This window comes from Nonomuraea sp. NPDC049646, assembly GCF_044465525.1.
Lineage (GTDB): Bacteria > Actinomycetota > Actinomycetes > Streptosporangiales > Streptosporangiaceae > Nonomuraea.
This window is the reverse complement of sequence record NZ_JBITLU010000006.1, coordinates 12,778-27,351: the sequence shown is the minus strand read 5'-3', so window position 1 is coordinate 27,351 and position 14,574 is coordinate 12,778. Positions and strand designations below refer to the sequence as shown.

The window sequence follows — 14,574 nt, the reverse complement described above, 5'->3', positions numbered from 1 at the left end:
CCGTGAGCGACGTTCTTGGCAAAGTACTGGTCGTGGATGACGACGAGGTCATCCGGCAGCTCATCGCGGTCAACCTGAACCTTGAGGGGTTCGAGGTGTCGACCGCCACCGATGGGCAGGACTGTCTGGATCGCGTGATGGACGTCATGCCGGATGTGATCACGCTGGACGTGATGATGCCCTGCCTCGACGGGTGGGCGACGGCGGAGAAGTTGCGTACGGAGGAGGCGACCAGTCACATCAAGGTCGTCCTGATCACGGCGCGGGCGCAGGACGACGACCGGAGGCGGGGGCTGGGGATCGGGGTCGACGCGTACCTGACGAAGCCGTTCGATCCGGCCGAGCTCATTCAGGTGGTACGGGAACTCGCTTCCGGGGCGCCGAGTTGATGGGGGTGTAGAACGGCGCCGGATGGTGTGCCGGAGGTGGTGGGAGCGGCGGAGGTGACGCCGCTCGGGCCGGCTCCGGATGCACGTCGGCGGCGACGACCATCGACGTGAAAGGCGCGACGTGCGTAGTTCGATCTTCGGCAACCTGGCCGGCCAGCCGCTTCCCGGCGGGTTCGCGCTGGAGAACCACAAGATGCTGCGGGTCCAGTTGCCGCACGAGGTGCTTGCCAAGCAGGGGTCCATGGTCGCCTTCCAGGGGCAGATGGACTTCGACTACGAGGGCGGCGGGCTCGGCAGGCTGCTGAAGAAGGCCGTGACGGGGGAGGGGGCCTCCCTGATGCGGGTACGCGGCCAGGGGCAGCTCTATCTGGCCGACAACGCCGACGACATCCACCTCTTCTACCTGGAGAACGAGGGGCTGACGGTCAACGGGCGGAACCTGCTGGCGTTCGGGCCGGAGCTGAGATGGGACATCCAGCGGGTTCAGGGCGCCGGGGTGGCGGCCGGTGGGCTGTTCAACACCACGGTGACCGGCACGGGGTGGGTGGCGGTGACCACGCACGGCACGCCGGTGCTGCTGGACGTGGCGCGGATGCCGACGTTCGTGGACGGGCAGGCGGCGGTGTGCTGGAGCACGGGGTTGCAGGTCGGGGTCAACCGCACGATGAAGGTCGGGGCGCTGATCGGGCGGGGGAGCGGCGAGGCCATGCAGCTGGCGTTCCGGGGGCAGGGGTTCGTCCTGGTGCAGGCCAGCGAAGGGGCGCCGGTGGTGCAGACGTCCTGAGGCCGTACGGCTCAGGGGGCTTGCCGGGCGTGGACAGGTAATTAGCTTATTGCCATACTGGATCGGTGGATGTGGATCTGGTCAAGGCGCTGGCCAGCGACAAGCGGCTGCTCATCCTTGAGTGGTTGCGCGACCCCGAGCGGCACTTCGGCCCGCAGCGTGACGGCGATCTGGTACGCGACGGCGTCTGCTCGTTGTTCATCGCCGAGAAGCTGGGCGTGAGCCGGCCCACCTGCGGCGAGCATCTCAAGGTGCTGGCCCAGGCGGGGCTGATCCGGGGCACGAAGATCAAGCAGTGGGTGTTCTACCAGCGCGACGAGGGCCGGATCGCCGAGGCCAAGGAGATGTTGAGCAGTGACTGGTGACGCCTACGAAGGTCCCGACGCCGCCGAAGGCGCCGATGGCGGAGAAGGTCGCGGAGCCTACGAAGGTCCCGATGCCGGAGAAGGTCGCGGAGCACACGCAGGGGCCGATGCCGCCGAAGGTTCCGAGGGTGGCCGGCGGCCGGACGCCTATGAGCGGCTGATCGCCGACCTCGATGCGGGCGGGGCGCGGTACCGGGTGATCGATCATCCGGCGGAGGGGCGTACCGAGCAGGTGAGCGCCCTGCGCGGGCACGGTGTCGAGCAGGCGGCCAAGTGCCTGATCGTGATGGTCAAGATCGGCAAGAAGCGCACCCGGCACGTGCTGGCCGTCGTGCCGGGGGACGCGCGGCTGGATCTGCAGGCGGTCAAGGGGCTGCTGGAGGGGACGTACGTGGCCTTCGCCGACAAGGAGCGGGCTGAGGAGCTGGCGGGCAGCGTCAGCGGGACGGTGTTGCCGTTCAGTTATGACCCTCGCCTTGAGCTGGTGGTCGATCCTTCACTGCTGGAGCTGCCGGAGATCTACTTCAACGCCGCACGTCTCGACCGTTCGCTGGCGCTTGCCACCGACGACTACATACGGCTGGCCGAGCCGCGCGTGGCCGACATCGTGGCGGCGGCGGTGCCGGCCGCCGGTTAGCCACCGGCGGGCCTCCAGGGCCAGGGTCACCGGGAGTCGGGTGCGGGCCAGTGGCAGCGGGGGGTGAGAGGCGGCCCGGGTCAGGCGCAGGTCAGAGCGGCGGGGGGTGAGAGGCGGTCGGGGTCACGTGGCGGGTCAGGGCGGCGAGGGTGAGGGGGAGCGGGTGCAGGCGAGGGGGGCGCGCATGGCTCTGCTCTGAGGCGCGGGAAAGTGGCGGGCTGCGGGAGCGACTCCTAGACGGAGGTGGCTTTCACGATCGCGAGCGTCCCCGGCGCGTGGTGCAGCATGGCCTGGCTGACCGAGCCGATGAGCATGCCTTTCAGCGTGCCGTGTCCCCGGCTGCCGACGACCAGCAGGTCAGCCCCCGCCGCCACCTCGCGCAGCACCTCGACGGGATGGCCGTGCAGGACGTCCTCGATCACCTCCACGCCGGGATGGCATTGACGGGGTATGGCGAGGAAGGTCCGCAGGGCCTCGCGGGTCTCGCGTTCGGCCTCCGGATCGGCGGGCCCGAATCCCGAGGGACGCGGCCAGGCGAAGGCCTCCACCGCGCGCAGCCTGGCGCCGCGCAGTTCGGCCTCGGCGAAGGCGAACTTCAGCGCGCGCAGGCTGCCCTCGGAACGGTCGACGCCGACCACCAGCTCACCACGCGGAACGGCGGGCGGGTCGCGGACCAGGACGACGTCCGTCTGGGCGTGCGCGGCCACCCCGTGGGCGACCGAGCCGAGCAGCAGCCCGCGTACGCCGCCCAGGCCACGACTGCCGACGACGAGCAGGTCGGCCTGCTCGGCGGTCTTGATCAGCGCGGCGCGGGGATCGCCGGGCACGAGTTCCGTGGTCACCTCGGCGCCCAGTTCGCGGGCCTGCCGTTCGGCGGCCGCGAGCACCTCGTTGGCGCCGTCGCGCATCCACTTGCCCACCTCCGCGTACCGGCCGGAGATCGGGCGGCAGACCCAGTCGGGCACCACGTGGGCCACGGTCAGCGACACCCCGCGCAGCACTGCCTCCTTGGCGGCCCAGTCGACGGACAGCAGTCCGGTCGGCGAGCCGTCGACACCTGCGACGATCATGGTCAGGCCACGTAACATTCCACTTCGGCGCGGCGATAGGCCAAGCCCTGTCTGGTGGACTCGTCGATGCACGCGCGCTCGGTCTTGCTGAGGAGCAGTTCGCCGCAGACCGTCACGCCGGAGTACGTCCGGCAGTCGAGTGAACGGTTGCGCCGGCCGATACGGTAGTTCTCCTTGACCGCCTGCCTGCACTTCTGGCGCAGGGCTGGTGTGTCGGCGTAGCGGCACTGGGCGGTCAGCGTCCGGTATTGCTGCTTGCTCACTTCCTGCTGCTCGATGCCGTCCCCAGAGGCGGCAGCCGGTCCGATCGTGGTGAGAGCCACGATCGCGGCCACAGCGGCGATCTTCATCATAGTTCCCCTGAGGGAGTCCGTACCGCCAGGGGCGATCGCCAAACCTCAGGGTGATCGCCATGCTGACGCTCCGGTACGACGAGCCCGCTCCCGGTTGGGAAGGACATGTCCTGCCGATCGGCAACCGAGCGCTCGGCGCCTGCGTGTCCGGGACGCTCTCGGCCGAGCGCGTCCAGTTCAACGAGAAGTGGTTGTGGACCGGCGGTCCGGGCATCGGAGAGCGGGGTTCGATGGCGCCGGCGGAGGTGGCCGCGATACGGGGGAACCCGCCGTGGGGCACGTTCCGGGCTTCGGGGCGTACCGGAACTTCGGCCGCCGTGACGGACGAGGACGCCCGCGGAGTGGTGCTCACCAGGAAATATTTCGCCTCGTACCCGGCGCACGCCATCGTCGGGAGGCTGACAGCGGCACCTCGGGGACGCATGGGGTTCATGTTGCGTTTGGCACCGCGCATGATGGCGGGGAGGATGTGACCGCTGAGGCAGGACGGCTGCGCGTCCGGGGCGTGCCGGCCGACAACGGCCTGGTGTACGAGGGGCAGGTGCAAGTGCTGACCGAGGGCGGCACCCGTACGGACGAGGGCGACCGCGTCGTGGCGACCGGTGCCGACAGCGCGGTGCTCGTCTTCTCGGCGGCCACCGACCACGCGCCCGTCCACCCCGGCTACCGCGGCCCGGCCCCGGCGGCGGGGGCACAATAGATCGAACTGCTGCCGGCCGCCTGGCGCGCGGCGGGGCCGCTCAGCTGCGCGGCCCCGGGTTCGCGCTCGACCCGAAGACTAGGGCAGGGGAGAGCTGCGCGCTGTCGCCAGCACGCTGAACCACGTGCGGTGCGTGGCGTTCGTCTCGTGCCAGGCGACCGCGAACCCGGCCGCGTCCAGCACCGCGAGCAGGTCGCCCGCGTCGCGGTGGACGAACCAGCGCTCGTACTCCGTCCGGTACGGCACCGGCTCCCAGCCCTCGCTGTCGCCCAGGGCGGTGGTCAGCGCGAGCACCCCGCCGGGGCGCAGCGCCGCGTGCCAGGCGCGCAGCGTCGGCTCGGTCTGCTCGGACGGCACGTGCACGAGGGCCGCGGCCGACCAGACGCCGTCCAGGGACGACGGCGCCAGCGGCGGGCGTCGCAGATCGCCCAGAACGGTGGGCACGCCGCGCCCGGCGGCGAGCCGGGCCATCTCGATCGACAGGTCCACGCCCACGGTGGTCAGGCCGCGTCCGGCGAACCAGGCCGACTCGCGCCCCGGGCCGCACCCCAGGTCGGCGACCGTGGCTCCGGCGGGCAGGGCTGCGGCGAACCGGTCGCGGAAGGCCGCGAACGGGCGTGACGGATTGGCGACCTGCTCGTCGAACTGGCGCGCGATGCGGTCGTAGGTGGCGGTCGTGTGCGCACTGGGATCAGACATCCCCTTGATCCTGCCACGCGCCGGGTTATGATCGCGATGACCAACGCGGGAGCCCGGTGCGGACCGGGCTGAGAGGACGGCTGTCAGCCGCCGACCGCCAGAACCTGCTCCGGATAATGCCGGCGAAGGGAGTTTGCGCGATGAGCGACGCGCGCTTTTCCAAGATCCACATCGGTGACCTGCAGGTGCCGATGCGCGAGGTCAGGCTGTCGAACGGCACGTCGGTGCGGCTCTACGACACCTCGGGGCCGTCGCGTACCGACCGCTCGGCGTGGGGGTCGCCGGTCACCCAGCTCGGCGCGGCGCGGCGCGGCGTGGTGACCAAGGAGATGGAGTTCGTGGCCGTACGGGAGGGGATGACGCCCGAGTTCGTCCGGCAGGAGGTCGCGGCCGGACGGGCGGTCATCCCGGCCAACGTCAACCATCCGGAGTCCGAGCCGATGGCGATCGGCCGGAACTTCCTGGTCAAGATCAACGCCAACATCGGCAACTCCGCCGTCACCTCCTCGATCGAGGAGGAGGTCGAGAAGATGACCTGGGCCACCCGGTGGGGCGCCGACACCGTCATGGACCTGTCCACCGGCCCGGACATCCACGCGACCCGCGAGCAGATCATCCGCAGCTCGCCCGTCCCGGTCGGGACCGTGCCCGTCTACCAGGCGCTGGAGAAGGTGGGCGGGCGTCCCGAGGCGCTGTCGTGGGAGGTCTACCGCGACACCCTGATCGAGCAGTGCGAGCAGGGCGTCGACTACGTGACGGTGCACGCGGGCGTGCGGCTGGCGCACGTCCCGCTGACCGTCCGGCGCAAGACCGGGATCGTCTCGCGCGGGGGCTCGATCATGGCCGCCTGGTGCCTGGCCCACCACCGCGAGAGCTTCCTGTACGAGCACTTCGACGAGATGTGCGCCCTGCTGGCCCGCTACGACGTGACGTTCTCGCTGGGCGACGGGCTGCGTCCCGGCTCGATCGCGGACGCCAACGACGAGGCCCAGTTCGCCGAGCTGCGCACCCTGGGCGAGCTGACCAAGATCGCGCACGCGCACGACGTCCAGGTGATGATCGAGGGCCCCGGCCACGTGCCCATGCACAAGATCAAGGAGAACGTCGACCTGCAGCGCGAGCTCTGCGACGACGTGCCCTTCTACACCCTCGGCCCGCTCGTCACCGACATCGCCCCCGGGTACGACCACATCACCTCGGGCATAGGCGCCGCCATGATCGCCTGGTACGGCACCGCCATGCTCTGCTACGTCACCCCCAAGGAGCACCTCGGCCTGCCCAACCGCGACGACGTCAAGACCGGCGTGATCACGTACAAGATCGCGGCGCACGCGGCCGACCTCGCCAAGGGGCACCCGCAGGCCCAGGCGTGGGACGACGCCCTGTCCGACGCCCGGTTCGAGTTCCGCTGGGAGGACCAGTTCGACCTGTCGCTCGACCCGGACACCGCCCGCGCCTTCCACGACGAGACCCTGCCGGCCGCGCCCGCCAAGACCGCGCACTTCTGCTCGATGTGCGGCCCGAAGTTCTGCTCGATGAAGCTCAGCCACGAGGTGCGGGCGGGCATGGCCGGCAAGGCGGCCGAGTTCCTCGGAAAGGGCGGCTCGATCTATCTCTGATCTTGGTGGAGGCCCCGGGCCGGCCCGCGCGGTCAGCCCGGGAGCGTCTCGCCGCCGATCGGGGCCAGCACCTCGCCCGTGTAGTACGAGGACAGCCGGTCGGCGGCGAAGAACACGTACGAAGGGGCGATCTCGTCGGGGTCGGCGGCCCGCTTCATCGGCACCTGCGCGCCGAACTTCTCCACCTTCTCCTCCGGCATCGTGGCCGGGATCAGCGGCGTCCAGACCGGGCCGGGGGCGACGGCGTTGATCCTGATGCCGCGCTCGACCAGGTTCTGGGCCATGGAGTAGGTGAAGGCGTTGATCGCGCCCTTCGTCGCGGCGTAGTCGATGAGGGTCTTGTTGCCGCGCAGGCCGTTGATCGAGGAGGTGTTCACGATCGCGCTGCCCTCCCGCAGGTGCGGCAGCGCGGCCTTGGTGACGCGGTAGTAGCTGTGGATGTTGACCGCGAACGTGTGCTCCCACTGCTCGTCCGTCAGCTCCTCCAGGCCGTCGACCGGCGCCTGGTAGGCCACGTTGTTGACCAGGACGTCCAGGCCGCCCAGCTCGGCGACCGCCTGCTCCACGACCGTCGCGCAGTGGTCGCGGTCGCCCAGGTCGCCGGGCAGCAGCACGCAGCGCCGTCCCTCCTGCTCGACCAGGCCGCGGGTGTGGTTGGCGTCGTCGTGCTCGTCGAGGTAGGCGATGGCGACGTCCGCGCCCTCCTTGGCGAACGCCACCGCCACCGCCCGGCCGATGCCCGAGTCGCCGCCGGTGATCAGCGCCTTCTTGCCCGCCAGCAGGTCCCTGCCCTCGTAGCCGCGCATCTCGTCGCGCGGCTCGGGGGACATCTCGTCCGTACGGCCCGGGTACGGCTGGCTCTGGGGTGGTGGTGTCTCCGACATGTCCGGCGATCTTCCCGTCACGGGGTATCGGTAACGTCATGCTTCGCCCAGATCAGCCCTTTCCGGCGAGCCGCGGCGGTCAGCCGGCGATGGCGGCACGCCGGAACAGGTCCGCGGGCATCTCCTCATCCAGCCTCCAGGTGACGGCCATCGGCAAGGAGGCGGGGCGCAGGTGATCAGGTGAGCTTGAGGAGGCCGGCGTCCACCACGCGGCGGCCGAAGGGGCGGCCGAGGTCGGCGAGGCGTTCGCAGTCGGGTTCGCCCAGGGCGCCGTAGGCGGGCATGGCCAGGGTGTCGGTGCGGGTTTCGAGGTGGTGGCGCAGGGACTTGCCTTCGGGGGTCAGGTCGTTGTCGGGGGTCAGCAGGCCGCGGGTGCGGAGGGTGGTCTCGGCGTGCGCCCACTGGTCCGGGGGCCAGGCGCGGCTCATGGTGAGGAACGGCTTGGCGACCTCGCCGCTGGCCGCGTGCAGGACGAGGGCTTCGAGGCCGGTGATGCCCTCGGCCAGCAGTGTCGCCACGTGGCCGTCGCCGCGGAACTCGCGCAGGAGGGTCTGGGCGTGCCAGAGCTGGAGGACGGGGTCGTCGGGCCAGGGGAGTGCGGCGTGGGCGGCGAACAGGGGGCGGCCCTGGGGGTGGTCGCAGGCGGCCTCGGCGGCGCGCCTGGCGAGGGTGAGCACGGGGACGAGGTCGGGAAGCTCGTGGACGGCGGCCCGGCGGAGGGCTTCGGCGGCGGCTTCGAGGCGGGCTTGCAGGACCTGGGCGGGGGTGACCTGGTCCCAGGGGAGTGAGCGGCGTACGAGGTCGGGGTTGAAGTTGTAGAACGTGGCGATGACGAGGTCGGCGGGGGCGGGGCCCAAGGGGGCGGAGCGTGAGGTGAAATATCCGGACATGCCGGTGAGGCCGAGGGCGGCGTAGCGGGTGGTGGCCTCGGGGACGAAATAGATCATCCCGTGGACGGGTTCCAGGCGACGCCAGGCCTGGCGGGCGGTCCGGGTGAGGTGCTGGTCCATGGTCACATCGGCCTTTCGCGGACGGCGACGGCGAGGGGAGTGCCTTGCGGGAGCGCCTGTCGGGTGCGGGGAGCGAAGATGTCGGCCCGCGGTCAGGCGTTCGGGGTGGATTGGAGGGTGGTGATGAAGCTGGACATTGCGGCTAGCCATCTGTCCGGGGCCTCGGCCTTGCGGCGGTAGAAGTCGGCCACCTCGGGGTGGGGCAGGATGTGGAACCGTTCGGCGGCCAGGCCCTCGATCACGGCGGTCGCCACGTCGGCGGGGTCGAGGATCGCGCCCGACGCCCCCACGGCGCGCGCCGTCAGGTGGTCCTCCTCGACGCCGCGCTCCAGCATCCCGGTACGCACGCCCTGCGGGCACAGCACGCTGACCTTGATGCCCTGCGCGGCGTAGTGGATGGCCACCCACTCGGCGAAGGCGATGGCCGCGGCCTTGGTGACGGCGTACGGCGCGTCGCCGGGGCAGCTCACCAGCCCAGCCGCCGAGCAGGTGTTCAGCAGGTAGCCGCCGCCGCGGGCGATCATGCCGGGGATGACGGCGCGGGCGGCGTGCACGTGGGCCAGGACGTTGACCGCGTACAGGGAGGTCCATTCCTGGAGGGGGGCGTCGAGGCCGGAGCCGCCGATGACGCCGGCGTTGGAGCAGAACACGTCCACCGGGCCGAAGGGGGTGGGCTCGGCCAGCGCGGCCACGTCGGACTCGACGGAGACGTCCGCGCGTACGGCCACCGCCCGCTCGCCGATCTCGTCGGCCACGGCCCGCGCGCCGGGCTCGTCCAGGTCGGCCAGCACGATCCCGGCGGCTCCTTCGGCGGCGAAGCGCAGGGCCATCGCCCGTCCGATGCCGCCGGCCGCGCCCGTGACGACGATCACCTTGTCCCGCACCCGCATGAAGACCTCCTGACCGACCAGCCGGTATCAGAACATGATTCTAATGACGGCGGGCCGGATGGGAAGGGATGAGAGGTTCCTCATCCTGGCCTCAGGATGGTCTCCTCCGAGCGGCGGACGCTCTACCTCATGAAACGCGTGCTGCTCATTCTCGTGGCGCTGACGGCGGCGGGCTTCCTCTCGGCCGGCTGGGTGCGGGCGGCCGGCGACGGGCCCGATCTGGGGGAGTCCGTCACGGTCTCGACCTCGCCGGGGACGCCGGTCGGCGACGTACGGCCGTTCACGTCGCCGGGAACCGAGGCCGAACCCGTCAAGCCGCCCGCGCCGAAGCCCGGAGGCGGCGATGATGATGGCGACGACGACCACCATCGCGCCTGGACCGGCGGAGACGACGACGATGACGACCGCGAAGACGATGACGGCGATGACGACGAAGACGATGACGACGACTGAGCGGGGAGCCGGATGCGGGTGAGTGCCCGCGCCCGGATCGTGGGCTGGATGCTCGCCGTCGTCGGCCTGGCCCTGGCGGTCTCGATCTTCGCGACCTGGACCGTCCTGCTCGCCCGCCTCGACGACCGGATGAACCTGGAGTTCACCAACGAGGCCGAGAAGCTGCGCAGGTACGCCGCCACCGCCCACGACCCCCGTACCGGACGGCCGGTCTCCGACGTGCGGGAGCTGCTCACCGGCTACCTGGCGATCAACGCGCCCGACCGCTGGGAGACCTTCTTCACCATGGTGGGCGGCAGGGCCGACCGGATCACCGCCGTCACGCCCCCGGCCCGGCTCGACACCGACGAGAAGCTGGTCAAGGCGCTGGCCGCGGCCACCAGGCCCGCCTACGGCGACACCGAGAGCGTCGAGGGCACGGTCAGGTACGCCGTCATCCCGGTCAGGGTGGCGGCCGACCCCCGTCCCGGCCATTTCGTCGCCGCCGTCTTCTACGACCGCCACCGGGGCGAGATCGTGGACGCGGTCGGCGTGCTCGGGCTGTCGGCGCTGGCCGCGCTGGCTCTGGCGGGGGCGGCGGGATGGTTCGTGGCGGGACGGGTGCTGGCCCCGGTGCGGCTGGTGAGCCAGACGGCCGAGCAGATCAGCGACTCGGCCGACCTCACCCGCAGGCTCAAGGTGACCGGCGACGACGACGTGGCCGCGCTGGCCGCCACGTTCAACCACATGCTCGACCGCTTGGAACGTTCCTTCGCCGTCCAGCGCACGTTCGTGGACGACGCGGGGCACGAGCTGCGCACCCCCATCACCGTCATCCGCGGCCATCTGGAGCTGATGGGGGACGACCCGGCCGAACGGGCGGAGACCCTCGCCCTGGTCACCGACGAGCTGGACCGCATGAACCGGATCGTGGACGACCTGCTCACCCTGGCCAAGGCCGAGCAGCCCGGCTTCCTCGCGGTCGAGGAGGTCGAGCTGGCCGACCTGACGGTGAGCGTGGTGGCCAAGGCCCGGCCGCTGGGCGACCGGCGGTGGCGGGTCGACCAGGTGGCCGAGGCGCGGATCCCGGCCGACCGGCAGCGGCTCACGCAGGCGCTCATGCAGCTGGTGGTGAACGCCGTCCGCCACACCATGGAGGACGATCTCATCGCGGTCGGATCGGCCGTGCGCGACGGGCGGGCCGAGCTGTGGGTGCGCGACAGCGGGCCGGGCGTCGCGCCCGCCGACCGGGAGCGCATCTTCCGCCGGTTCGTCAGGGGCGCGGGACGTACCGGCGGGCACGACGGGGCGGGACTGGGGCTGGCGATCGTCAGGTCGATCGCGGAGGCGCACGGAGGCGGTGTGAGAGTGGCGGACGTCCCGGCGGGGGGCGCTTGTTTCGTGATGACGTTGCCGCTGGTCAGGGCATGAACCGGATCCTGATCGCCGAGGACGAGAGCAGGATCGCGGCCTTCCTGGAGAAGGGCCTGCGCGGGAACGGCTTCGTCACGGCCGTGGTCACGGACGGCGTCGCGGCCTACGACCTGGCCGGTTCGGGCGGGTTCGACCTGCTGCTGCTCGACATCGGGCTGCCGCTCAGCGACGGGTTCACCGTGCTGCGGCGGCTGCGGGAGTCGAAGGTGGCCATCCCGGTGATCATCCTGACCGCCCGGGGCGGCGTGACCGACACGGTCGCCGGGCTCGAAGGGGGCGCCGACGACTACATCGCCAAGCCCTTCGCCTTCGAGGAGCTGCTCGCCCGGGTCAGGCTGCGGCTGCGGGCCGACCGCACGCCCGAGCCGACCGTGCTGCGCGTCGGCGACCTGGCGCTGGACCTGCGGACCCGGCGGGCGCACGTCGGCGACCGCGTGGTGGACCTGTCCACCAGGGAGTTCGCGCTGGCGGAGATCTTCTGCCGGCATCCCGACCAGGTGCTGACCCGCGAGCAGCTGCTCAGCCACGTCTGGGGCTTCGACTTCGACCCCGGCTCGAACGTCGTGGACGTCTACGTCCGCTACCTGCGCAGGAAGATCGGCCCCGACCGCATCGAGACCGTGCGCGGCACCGGCTACCGGATGAGAGCCGCCTAATGGGCGCCTCACGGCTCCCTCACCGGCGAGCCGCAGGCTGGTGGACATGAGAACGAGGGGCAAGACACCGTGACCGCCGGACTGGCGATGGACCTGGCGGCGATCACCGTCCTCGCCTACGGCCTGTACTACCGGCGACACCACCGGCGCGACCTGCTGTTCGCCTACGTGGCGCTGAACGTGGGCATCTTCGCGGTGGTCTCCCTGCTGCTGGTCCAGCGGGTGGACCTGGCGGTCGGGTTCGGGCTGTTCGGGGTGTTGTCGATCATCCGGCTGCGGTCCAGCGAGATCACCCAGCAGGAGATCGCCTACTACTTCGTGGCGATCGTCCTCGGGCTGGTGAACGGCATCGCCGCCCAGCTCCCGCTGACCGCGCTGCTCCTGGACGGCGTGCTCCTGGCCGTCGTGCACGTCGCCGACCATCCCCGCCTCCTGGGCCGCACCAGGCAGCAGGTCGTGACGCTGGACGTCGTGCACGCCGACCCCGAGCTGCTCAGGGCCGACCTGGAGAGCCGGTTGCGCGGCCGCGTCCTGCACTGCGTCGTCACCCAGGTGGACTACGTGCGCGACGTGACCGTGGTGGACGTGCGCTTCCAGATCGCCGAGGTGGCCCGATGAGGGACGCGGGCGCGCTGATGGCGGGCGTCGCGGCCGGGCTGCCGCCGGTCGGGCTGGACGACGTGCCGGAGCTGATGAGCCGGGTGGACCGCAAGTACGTGGTCAGCGTCCCGGCCATGGCCGAGCTGGTGGCCGAGCTGGGCGACCGGTTGTCGGTGCTGCGGATCGGGGCGTTGCGCCAGTTCCGCTACACCTCGACCTACTTCGACACGCCCGACCTGCTGACCTTCCGGCACCACCGGCAGGACCGGCGGCGCCGCTTCAAGCTGCGCACCCGTACGTACCTGGACGGCGGCGGCCGGTGGCTGGAGCTGAAGCTGAACGGCACTCGCGGCAACACCGACAAACACCGCATCCCGTACGACGCCGCACCGGCCGGCGAGCTGACCAGCGAGGCCATGGAGTTCGTCGGCGACACGCTGAGCAGCGAGCTGAGCGTCGTCGTGCCCGACGCGCTCGGTCCCGTGCTGTCCACCGACTACCGGCGGGTCACGCTCGTCGACCAGGCCGGGCAGGCCCGGCTGACCTGCGACACCGGCCTGCTCTGCCACGACGGGGGCCGCCGGGTGCCCGCCCGCCGCGACCGGGTGCTGCTGGAGTCGAAGTCGGCCGACGGGCGGGCGCTGGTGGACCGGGTGCTGCGCGGGCTGGGGGTGCGGCCGGTCAGCGTCAGCAAGTACTGCCTGGCGGTGGCCGCGCTGCGGGGCGTCCCGGCCAACCGCTGGCAGCCCGTCATGCGGGGATATCTTGCGCTATAGCGGCAGGCCGCCGGTCGCCGCGCTCGTCGAACCGGTCGCCTGGTAGGCCGCGATCGTGCGCTCGGCGATGCGCATCTGGTGGATCTCGTCGGCGCCGTCGGCGAAGCGGGCCCAGCGGGCGTGCTGGAACATGCTCGCCAGCGGCGTGTCGGTGGAGTAGCCGAGGGCGCCGTGCACCTGGATCGCCCGGTCGACGATGCGGTTGAGGCTGTTCGCCACGAAATGCTTGGCCATCGACACCTCCGTACGGAAGTCCTCGCCCCGGTCGATCTTGGAGGCGGCGTGCAGGACCATGAGCTTGCACTGGTACAGCTCCATGGCCGAGTCGGCGATCAGCCACTGCACGCCCTGCTTCTCGGCCAGCAGCGAGCCGTGGCTGTAGCGGTTGAGCGCCCGGTCCACCATCATGTCCAGCGCCGTCTCGGCCTGCGAGATCCACCGCATGCAGTGGGCGAGCCGCGCCGGGCCCAGCCGGTACTGGCCCAGCCGGTGGCCGTTGCCCCGGCCGCCGAGGATCGCGCTGTCGGGCACCCGCAGGTCCTCGATCACGATCTCGCTGTGGCCGGTCGAGCCGTGCATCGTCTCGACCTCGCGCACGTCCTTCCAGCCCGGGTTGGGCAGGTCCACCAGGAAGGCCGTGTTCGCGCCGCGCGAGCCTTCCGGCACTTCCTGCTCGGTGCGCGCGATGAGGATGGCGAAGCTCGCCCGGCGGGCGTTGGAGATGAACCACTTGTGGCCGTTGATCACCCACTCGTCGCCGTCCTTGACCGCCTCGGTGCGGATCAGGGTCGGGTCGGACCCGGCGACCTCGGGCTCGGTCATCGCGAAGCACGACATCTGGACGCCGTCGAGCAGCGGGCGCAGGTACTTCTCCTTCTGCTCGTCGTCGGCCCAGTGGAGCAGCGTGTGCATGTTGCCCTCGTCGGGGGCCTGGCAGTTGAGCACCCACGGGCCGATGCGGGTCTTGGCCGCCTCCGACTGCACCATGGCCAGCTCGACGTGGCCGAGGCCCATGCCGCCCCACTCCTTCGGCATGTGCGGCAGCCACAGGCCCTCGGCCCTGGCCCGGCGGCGGAGCTCGAAGATCGTGCGGAGGTAGGCGTCCCGGTCGCCCTCCTCCACGCCGGACATCGCGGGGATCACGGTCTCCTGGACGAAGGACCTGATCCGCTTGCGGATCTCCTCGTGCTCGGGGGCGAGAGTGAAATCGATGGCCATGACTCTCCTTCGGCGATTTCACCGATAGTACTATCGGTGAAACCAGGCACAAGTCCCG

19 protein-coding genes and 1 riboswitch are annotated in these 14,574 nt (G+C 71.1%); of the genes, 12 read left to right on the top strand and 7 right to left on the bottom strand.

Annotated features, from left to right (window positions below):
- The first annotated feature begins 2 nt into the window (after nt 1–2).
- From ACIBQ8_RS18710 to ACIBQ8_RS18695, 4 genes are all read left to right on the top strand, one after another.
- The gene (locus ACIBQ8_RS18710) at nt 3–389 is read left to right on the top strand and encodes a response regulator (RefSeq protein WP_352349704.1); all 387 of its coding nucleotides are present in this window, start codon (nt 3–5) and stop codon (nt 387–389) included.
- Nucleotides 390–510: 121 nt separating this feature from the next.
- Nucleotides 511–1,173 carry an AIM24 family protein gene (locus ACIBQ8_RS18705; RefSeq protein ID WP_352319638.1) on the top strand — a complete coding sequence of 221 codons (663 nt, stop codon included), beginning with the start codon at nt 511–513 and terminating at the stop codon, nt 1,171–1,173.
- Between the two features lie 65 nt (nt 1,174–1,238).
- Nucleotides 1,239–1,538 (top strand): ArsR/SmtB family transcription factor, encoded by a 300-nt coding sequence (locus tag ACIBQ8_RS18700; RefSeq protein WP_397169914.1) that lies wholly within the window; start codon nt 1,239–1,241, stop codon nt 1,536–1,538.
- Nucleotides 1,528–2,175 (top strand): YbaK/prolyl-tRNA synthetase associated domain-containing protein, encoded by a 648-nt coding sequence (locus ACIBQ8_RS18695; protein ID WP_397192539.1) that lies wholly within the window; start codon nt 1,528–1,530, stop codon nt 2,173–2,175. The genes ACIBQ8_RS18700 and ACIBQ8_RS18695 overlap by 11 nt, the downstream gene beginning before the upstream one ends.
- A gap of 233 nt (nt 2,176–2,408) precedes the next feature.
- Here the strand turns inward: ACIBQ8_RS18695 and ACIBQ8_RS18690 are convergent, their stop codons facing one another.
- Both ACIBQ8_RS18690 and ACIBQ8_RS18685 read right to left on the bottom strand, forming a co-directional pair.
- A complete protein-coding gene (locus ACIBQ8_RS18690; protein ID WP_397192538.1) occupies nt 2,409–3,245 on the bottom strand; it encodes a universal stress protein in 837 nt (278 codons plus the stop codon).
- Between the two features lie 2 nt (nt 3,246–3,247).
- A complete protein-coding gene (locus ACIBQ8_RS18685; RefSeq protein ID WP_397169909.1) occupies nt 3,248–3,598 on the bottom strand; it encodes a hypothetical protein in 351 nt (116 codons plus the stop codon).
- Between the two features lie 59 nt (nt 3,599–3,657).
- Here ACIBQ8_RS18685 and ACIBQ8_RS18680 point away from each other — a divergent pair, with 59 nt between their 5' ends.
- Both ACIBQ8_RS18680 and ACIBQ8_RS18675 read left to right on the top strand, forming a co-directional pair.
- Nucleotides 3,658–4,071 carry a glycoside hydrolase N-terminal domain-containing protein gene (locus ACIBQ8_RS18680; RefSeq protein ID WP_397192537.1) on the top strand — a complete coding sequence of 138 codons (414 nt, stop codon included), beginning with the start codon at nt 3,658–3,660 and terminating at the stop codon, nt 4,069–4,071.
- Nucleotides 4,068–4,298 (top strand): hypothetical protein, encoded by a 231-nt coding sequence (locus ACIBQ8_RS18675; protein ID WP_397192536.1) that lies wholly within the window; start codon nt 4,068–4,070, stop codon nt 4,296–4,298. Before ACIBQ8_RS18680 ends, ACIBQ8_RS18675 begins: the two co-directional genes overlap by 4 nt.
- 78 nt (nt 4,299–4,376) lie before the next feature.
- Here ACIBQ8_RS18675 and ACIBQ8_RS18670 read toward each other — a convergent pair whose 3' ends face one another.
- Complete coding sequence (locus ACIBQ8_RS18670; RefSeq protein ID WP_397192535.1) at nt 4,377–4,997, bottom strand: class I SAM-dependent methyltransferase; 621 nt, start codon at nt 4,995–4,997, stop codon at nt 4,377–4,379.
- A 35-nt stretch (nt 4,998–5,032) separates the two neighbouring features.
- Nucleotides 5,033–5,145, top strand: a riboswitch (TPP riboswitch).
- Here ACIBQ8_RS18670 and thiC point away from each other — a divergent pair.
- Complete coding sequence (gene thiC / locus ACIBQ8_RS18665; protein ID WP_397169904.1) at nt 5,138–6,616, top strand: phosphomethylpyrimidine synthase ThiC; 1,479 nt, start codon at nt 5,138–5,140, stop codon at nt 6,614–6,616. It overlaps the preceding riboswitch by 8 nt.
- A 32-nt stretch (nt 6,617–6,648) precedes the next feature.
- Here thiC and ACIBQ8_RS18660 read toward each other — a convergent pair whose 3' ends face one another.
- The 3 genes from ACIBQ8_RS18660 to ACIBQ8_RS18650 all read right to left on the bottom strand — a co-directional run bounded on the left by ACIBQ8_RS18660 (nt 6,649) and on the right by ACIBQ8_RS18650 (nt 9,400).
- On the bottom strand, nt 6,649–7,500 hold the full coding sequence (locus ACIBQ8_RS18660; protein ID WP_397170712.1) for an SDR family oxidoreductase: 852 nt from the start codon (nt 7,498–7,500) through the stop codon (nt 6,649–6,651).
- Nucleotides 7,501–7,676: 176 nt separating this feature from the next.
- Nucleotides 7,677–8,510 (bottom strand): hypothetical protein, encoded by an 834-nt coding sequence (locus tag ACIBQ8_RS18655; RefSeq protein WP_397192534.1) that lies wholly within the window; start codon nt 8,508–8,510, stop codon nt 7,677–7,679.
- A 92-nt stretch (nt 8,511–8,602) separates the two neighbouring features.
- Nucleotides 8,603–9,400 (bottom strand): SDR family oxidoreductase, encoded by a 798-nt coding sequence (locus ACIBQ8_RS18650; RefSeq protein ID WP_397192533.1) that lies wholly within the window; start codon nt 9,398–9,400, stop codon nt 8,603–8,605.
- Nucleotides 9,401–9,529: 129 nt separating this feature from the next.
- Between ACIBQ8_RS18650 and ACIBQ8_RS18645 the strand changes: the two genes are divergently transcribed.
- The 5 genes from ACIBQ8_RS18645 to ACIBQ8_RS18625 all read left to right on the top strand — a co-directional run bounded on the left by ACIBQ8_RS18645 (nt 9,530) and on the right by ACIBQ8_RS18625 (nt 13,298).
- On the top strand, nt 9,530–9,853 hold the full coding sequence (locus tag ACIBQ8_RS18645) for a hypothetical protein (RefSeq protein WP_397169899.1): 324 nt from the start codon (nt 9,530–9,532) through the stop codon (nt 9,851–9,853).
- 18 nt (nt 9,854–9,871) lie between these two features.
- A complete protein-coding gene (locus ACIBQ8_RS18640; protein WP_397192532.1) occupies nt 9,872–11,263 on the top strand; it encodes an ATP-binding protein in 1,392 nt (463 codons plus the stop codon).
- A complete protein-coding gene (locus ACIBQ8_RS18635; RefSeq protein WP_352349732.1) occupies nt 11,260–11,922 on the top strand; it encodes a response regulator transcription factor in 663 nt (220 codons plus the stop codon). The genes ACIBQ8_RS18640 and ACIBQ8_RS18635 overlap by 4 nt, the downstream gene beginning before the upstream one ends.
- A gap of 87 nt (nt 11,923–12,009) precedes the next feature.
- Nucleotides 12,010–12,540 (top strand): DUF4956 domain-containing protein, encoded by a 531-nt coding sequence (locus ACIBQ8_RS18630; protein WP_397170711.1) that lies wholly within the window; start codon nt 12,010–12,012, stop codon nt 12,538–12,540.
- Nucleotides 12,537–13,298, top strand: coding sequence for a polyphosphate polymerase domain-containing protein (locus ACIBQ8_RS18625; RefSeq protein WP_397192531.1), 762 nt, complete (start codon nt 12,537–12,539; stop codon nt 13,296–13,298). Before ACIBQ8_RS18630 ends, ACIBQ8_RS18625 begins: the two co-directional genes overlap by 4 nt.
- Here the strand turns inward: ACIBQ8_RS18625 and ACIBQ8_RS18620 are convergent.
- Nucleotides 13,293–14,516 carry an acyl-CoA dehydrogenase family protein gene (locus ACIBQ8_RS18620; RefSeq protein WP_397192530.1) on the bottom strand — a complete coding sequence of 408 codons (1,224 nt, stop codon included), beginning with the start codon at nt 14,514–14,516 and terminating at the stop codon, nt 13,293–13,295. The two genes, ACIBQ8_RS18625 and ACIBQ8_RS18620, sit on opposite strands and share 6 nt — an antisense overlap.
- Nucleotides 14,517–14,574 lie beyond the last annotated feature (58 nt).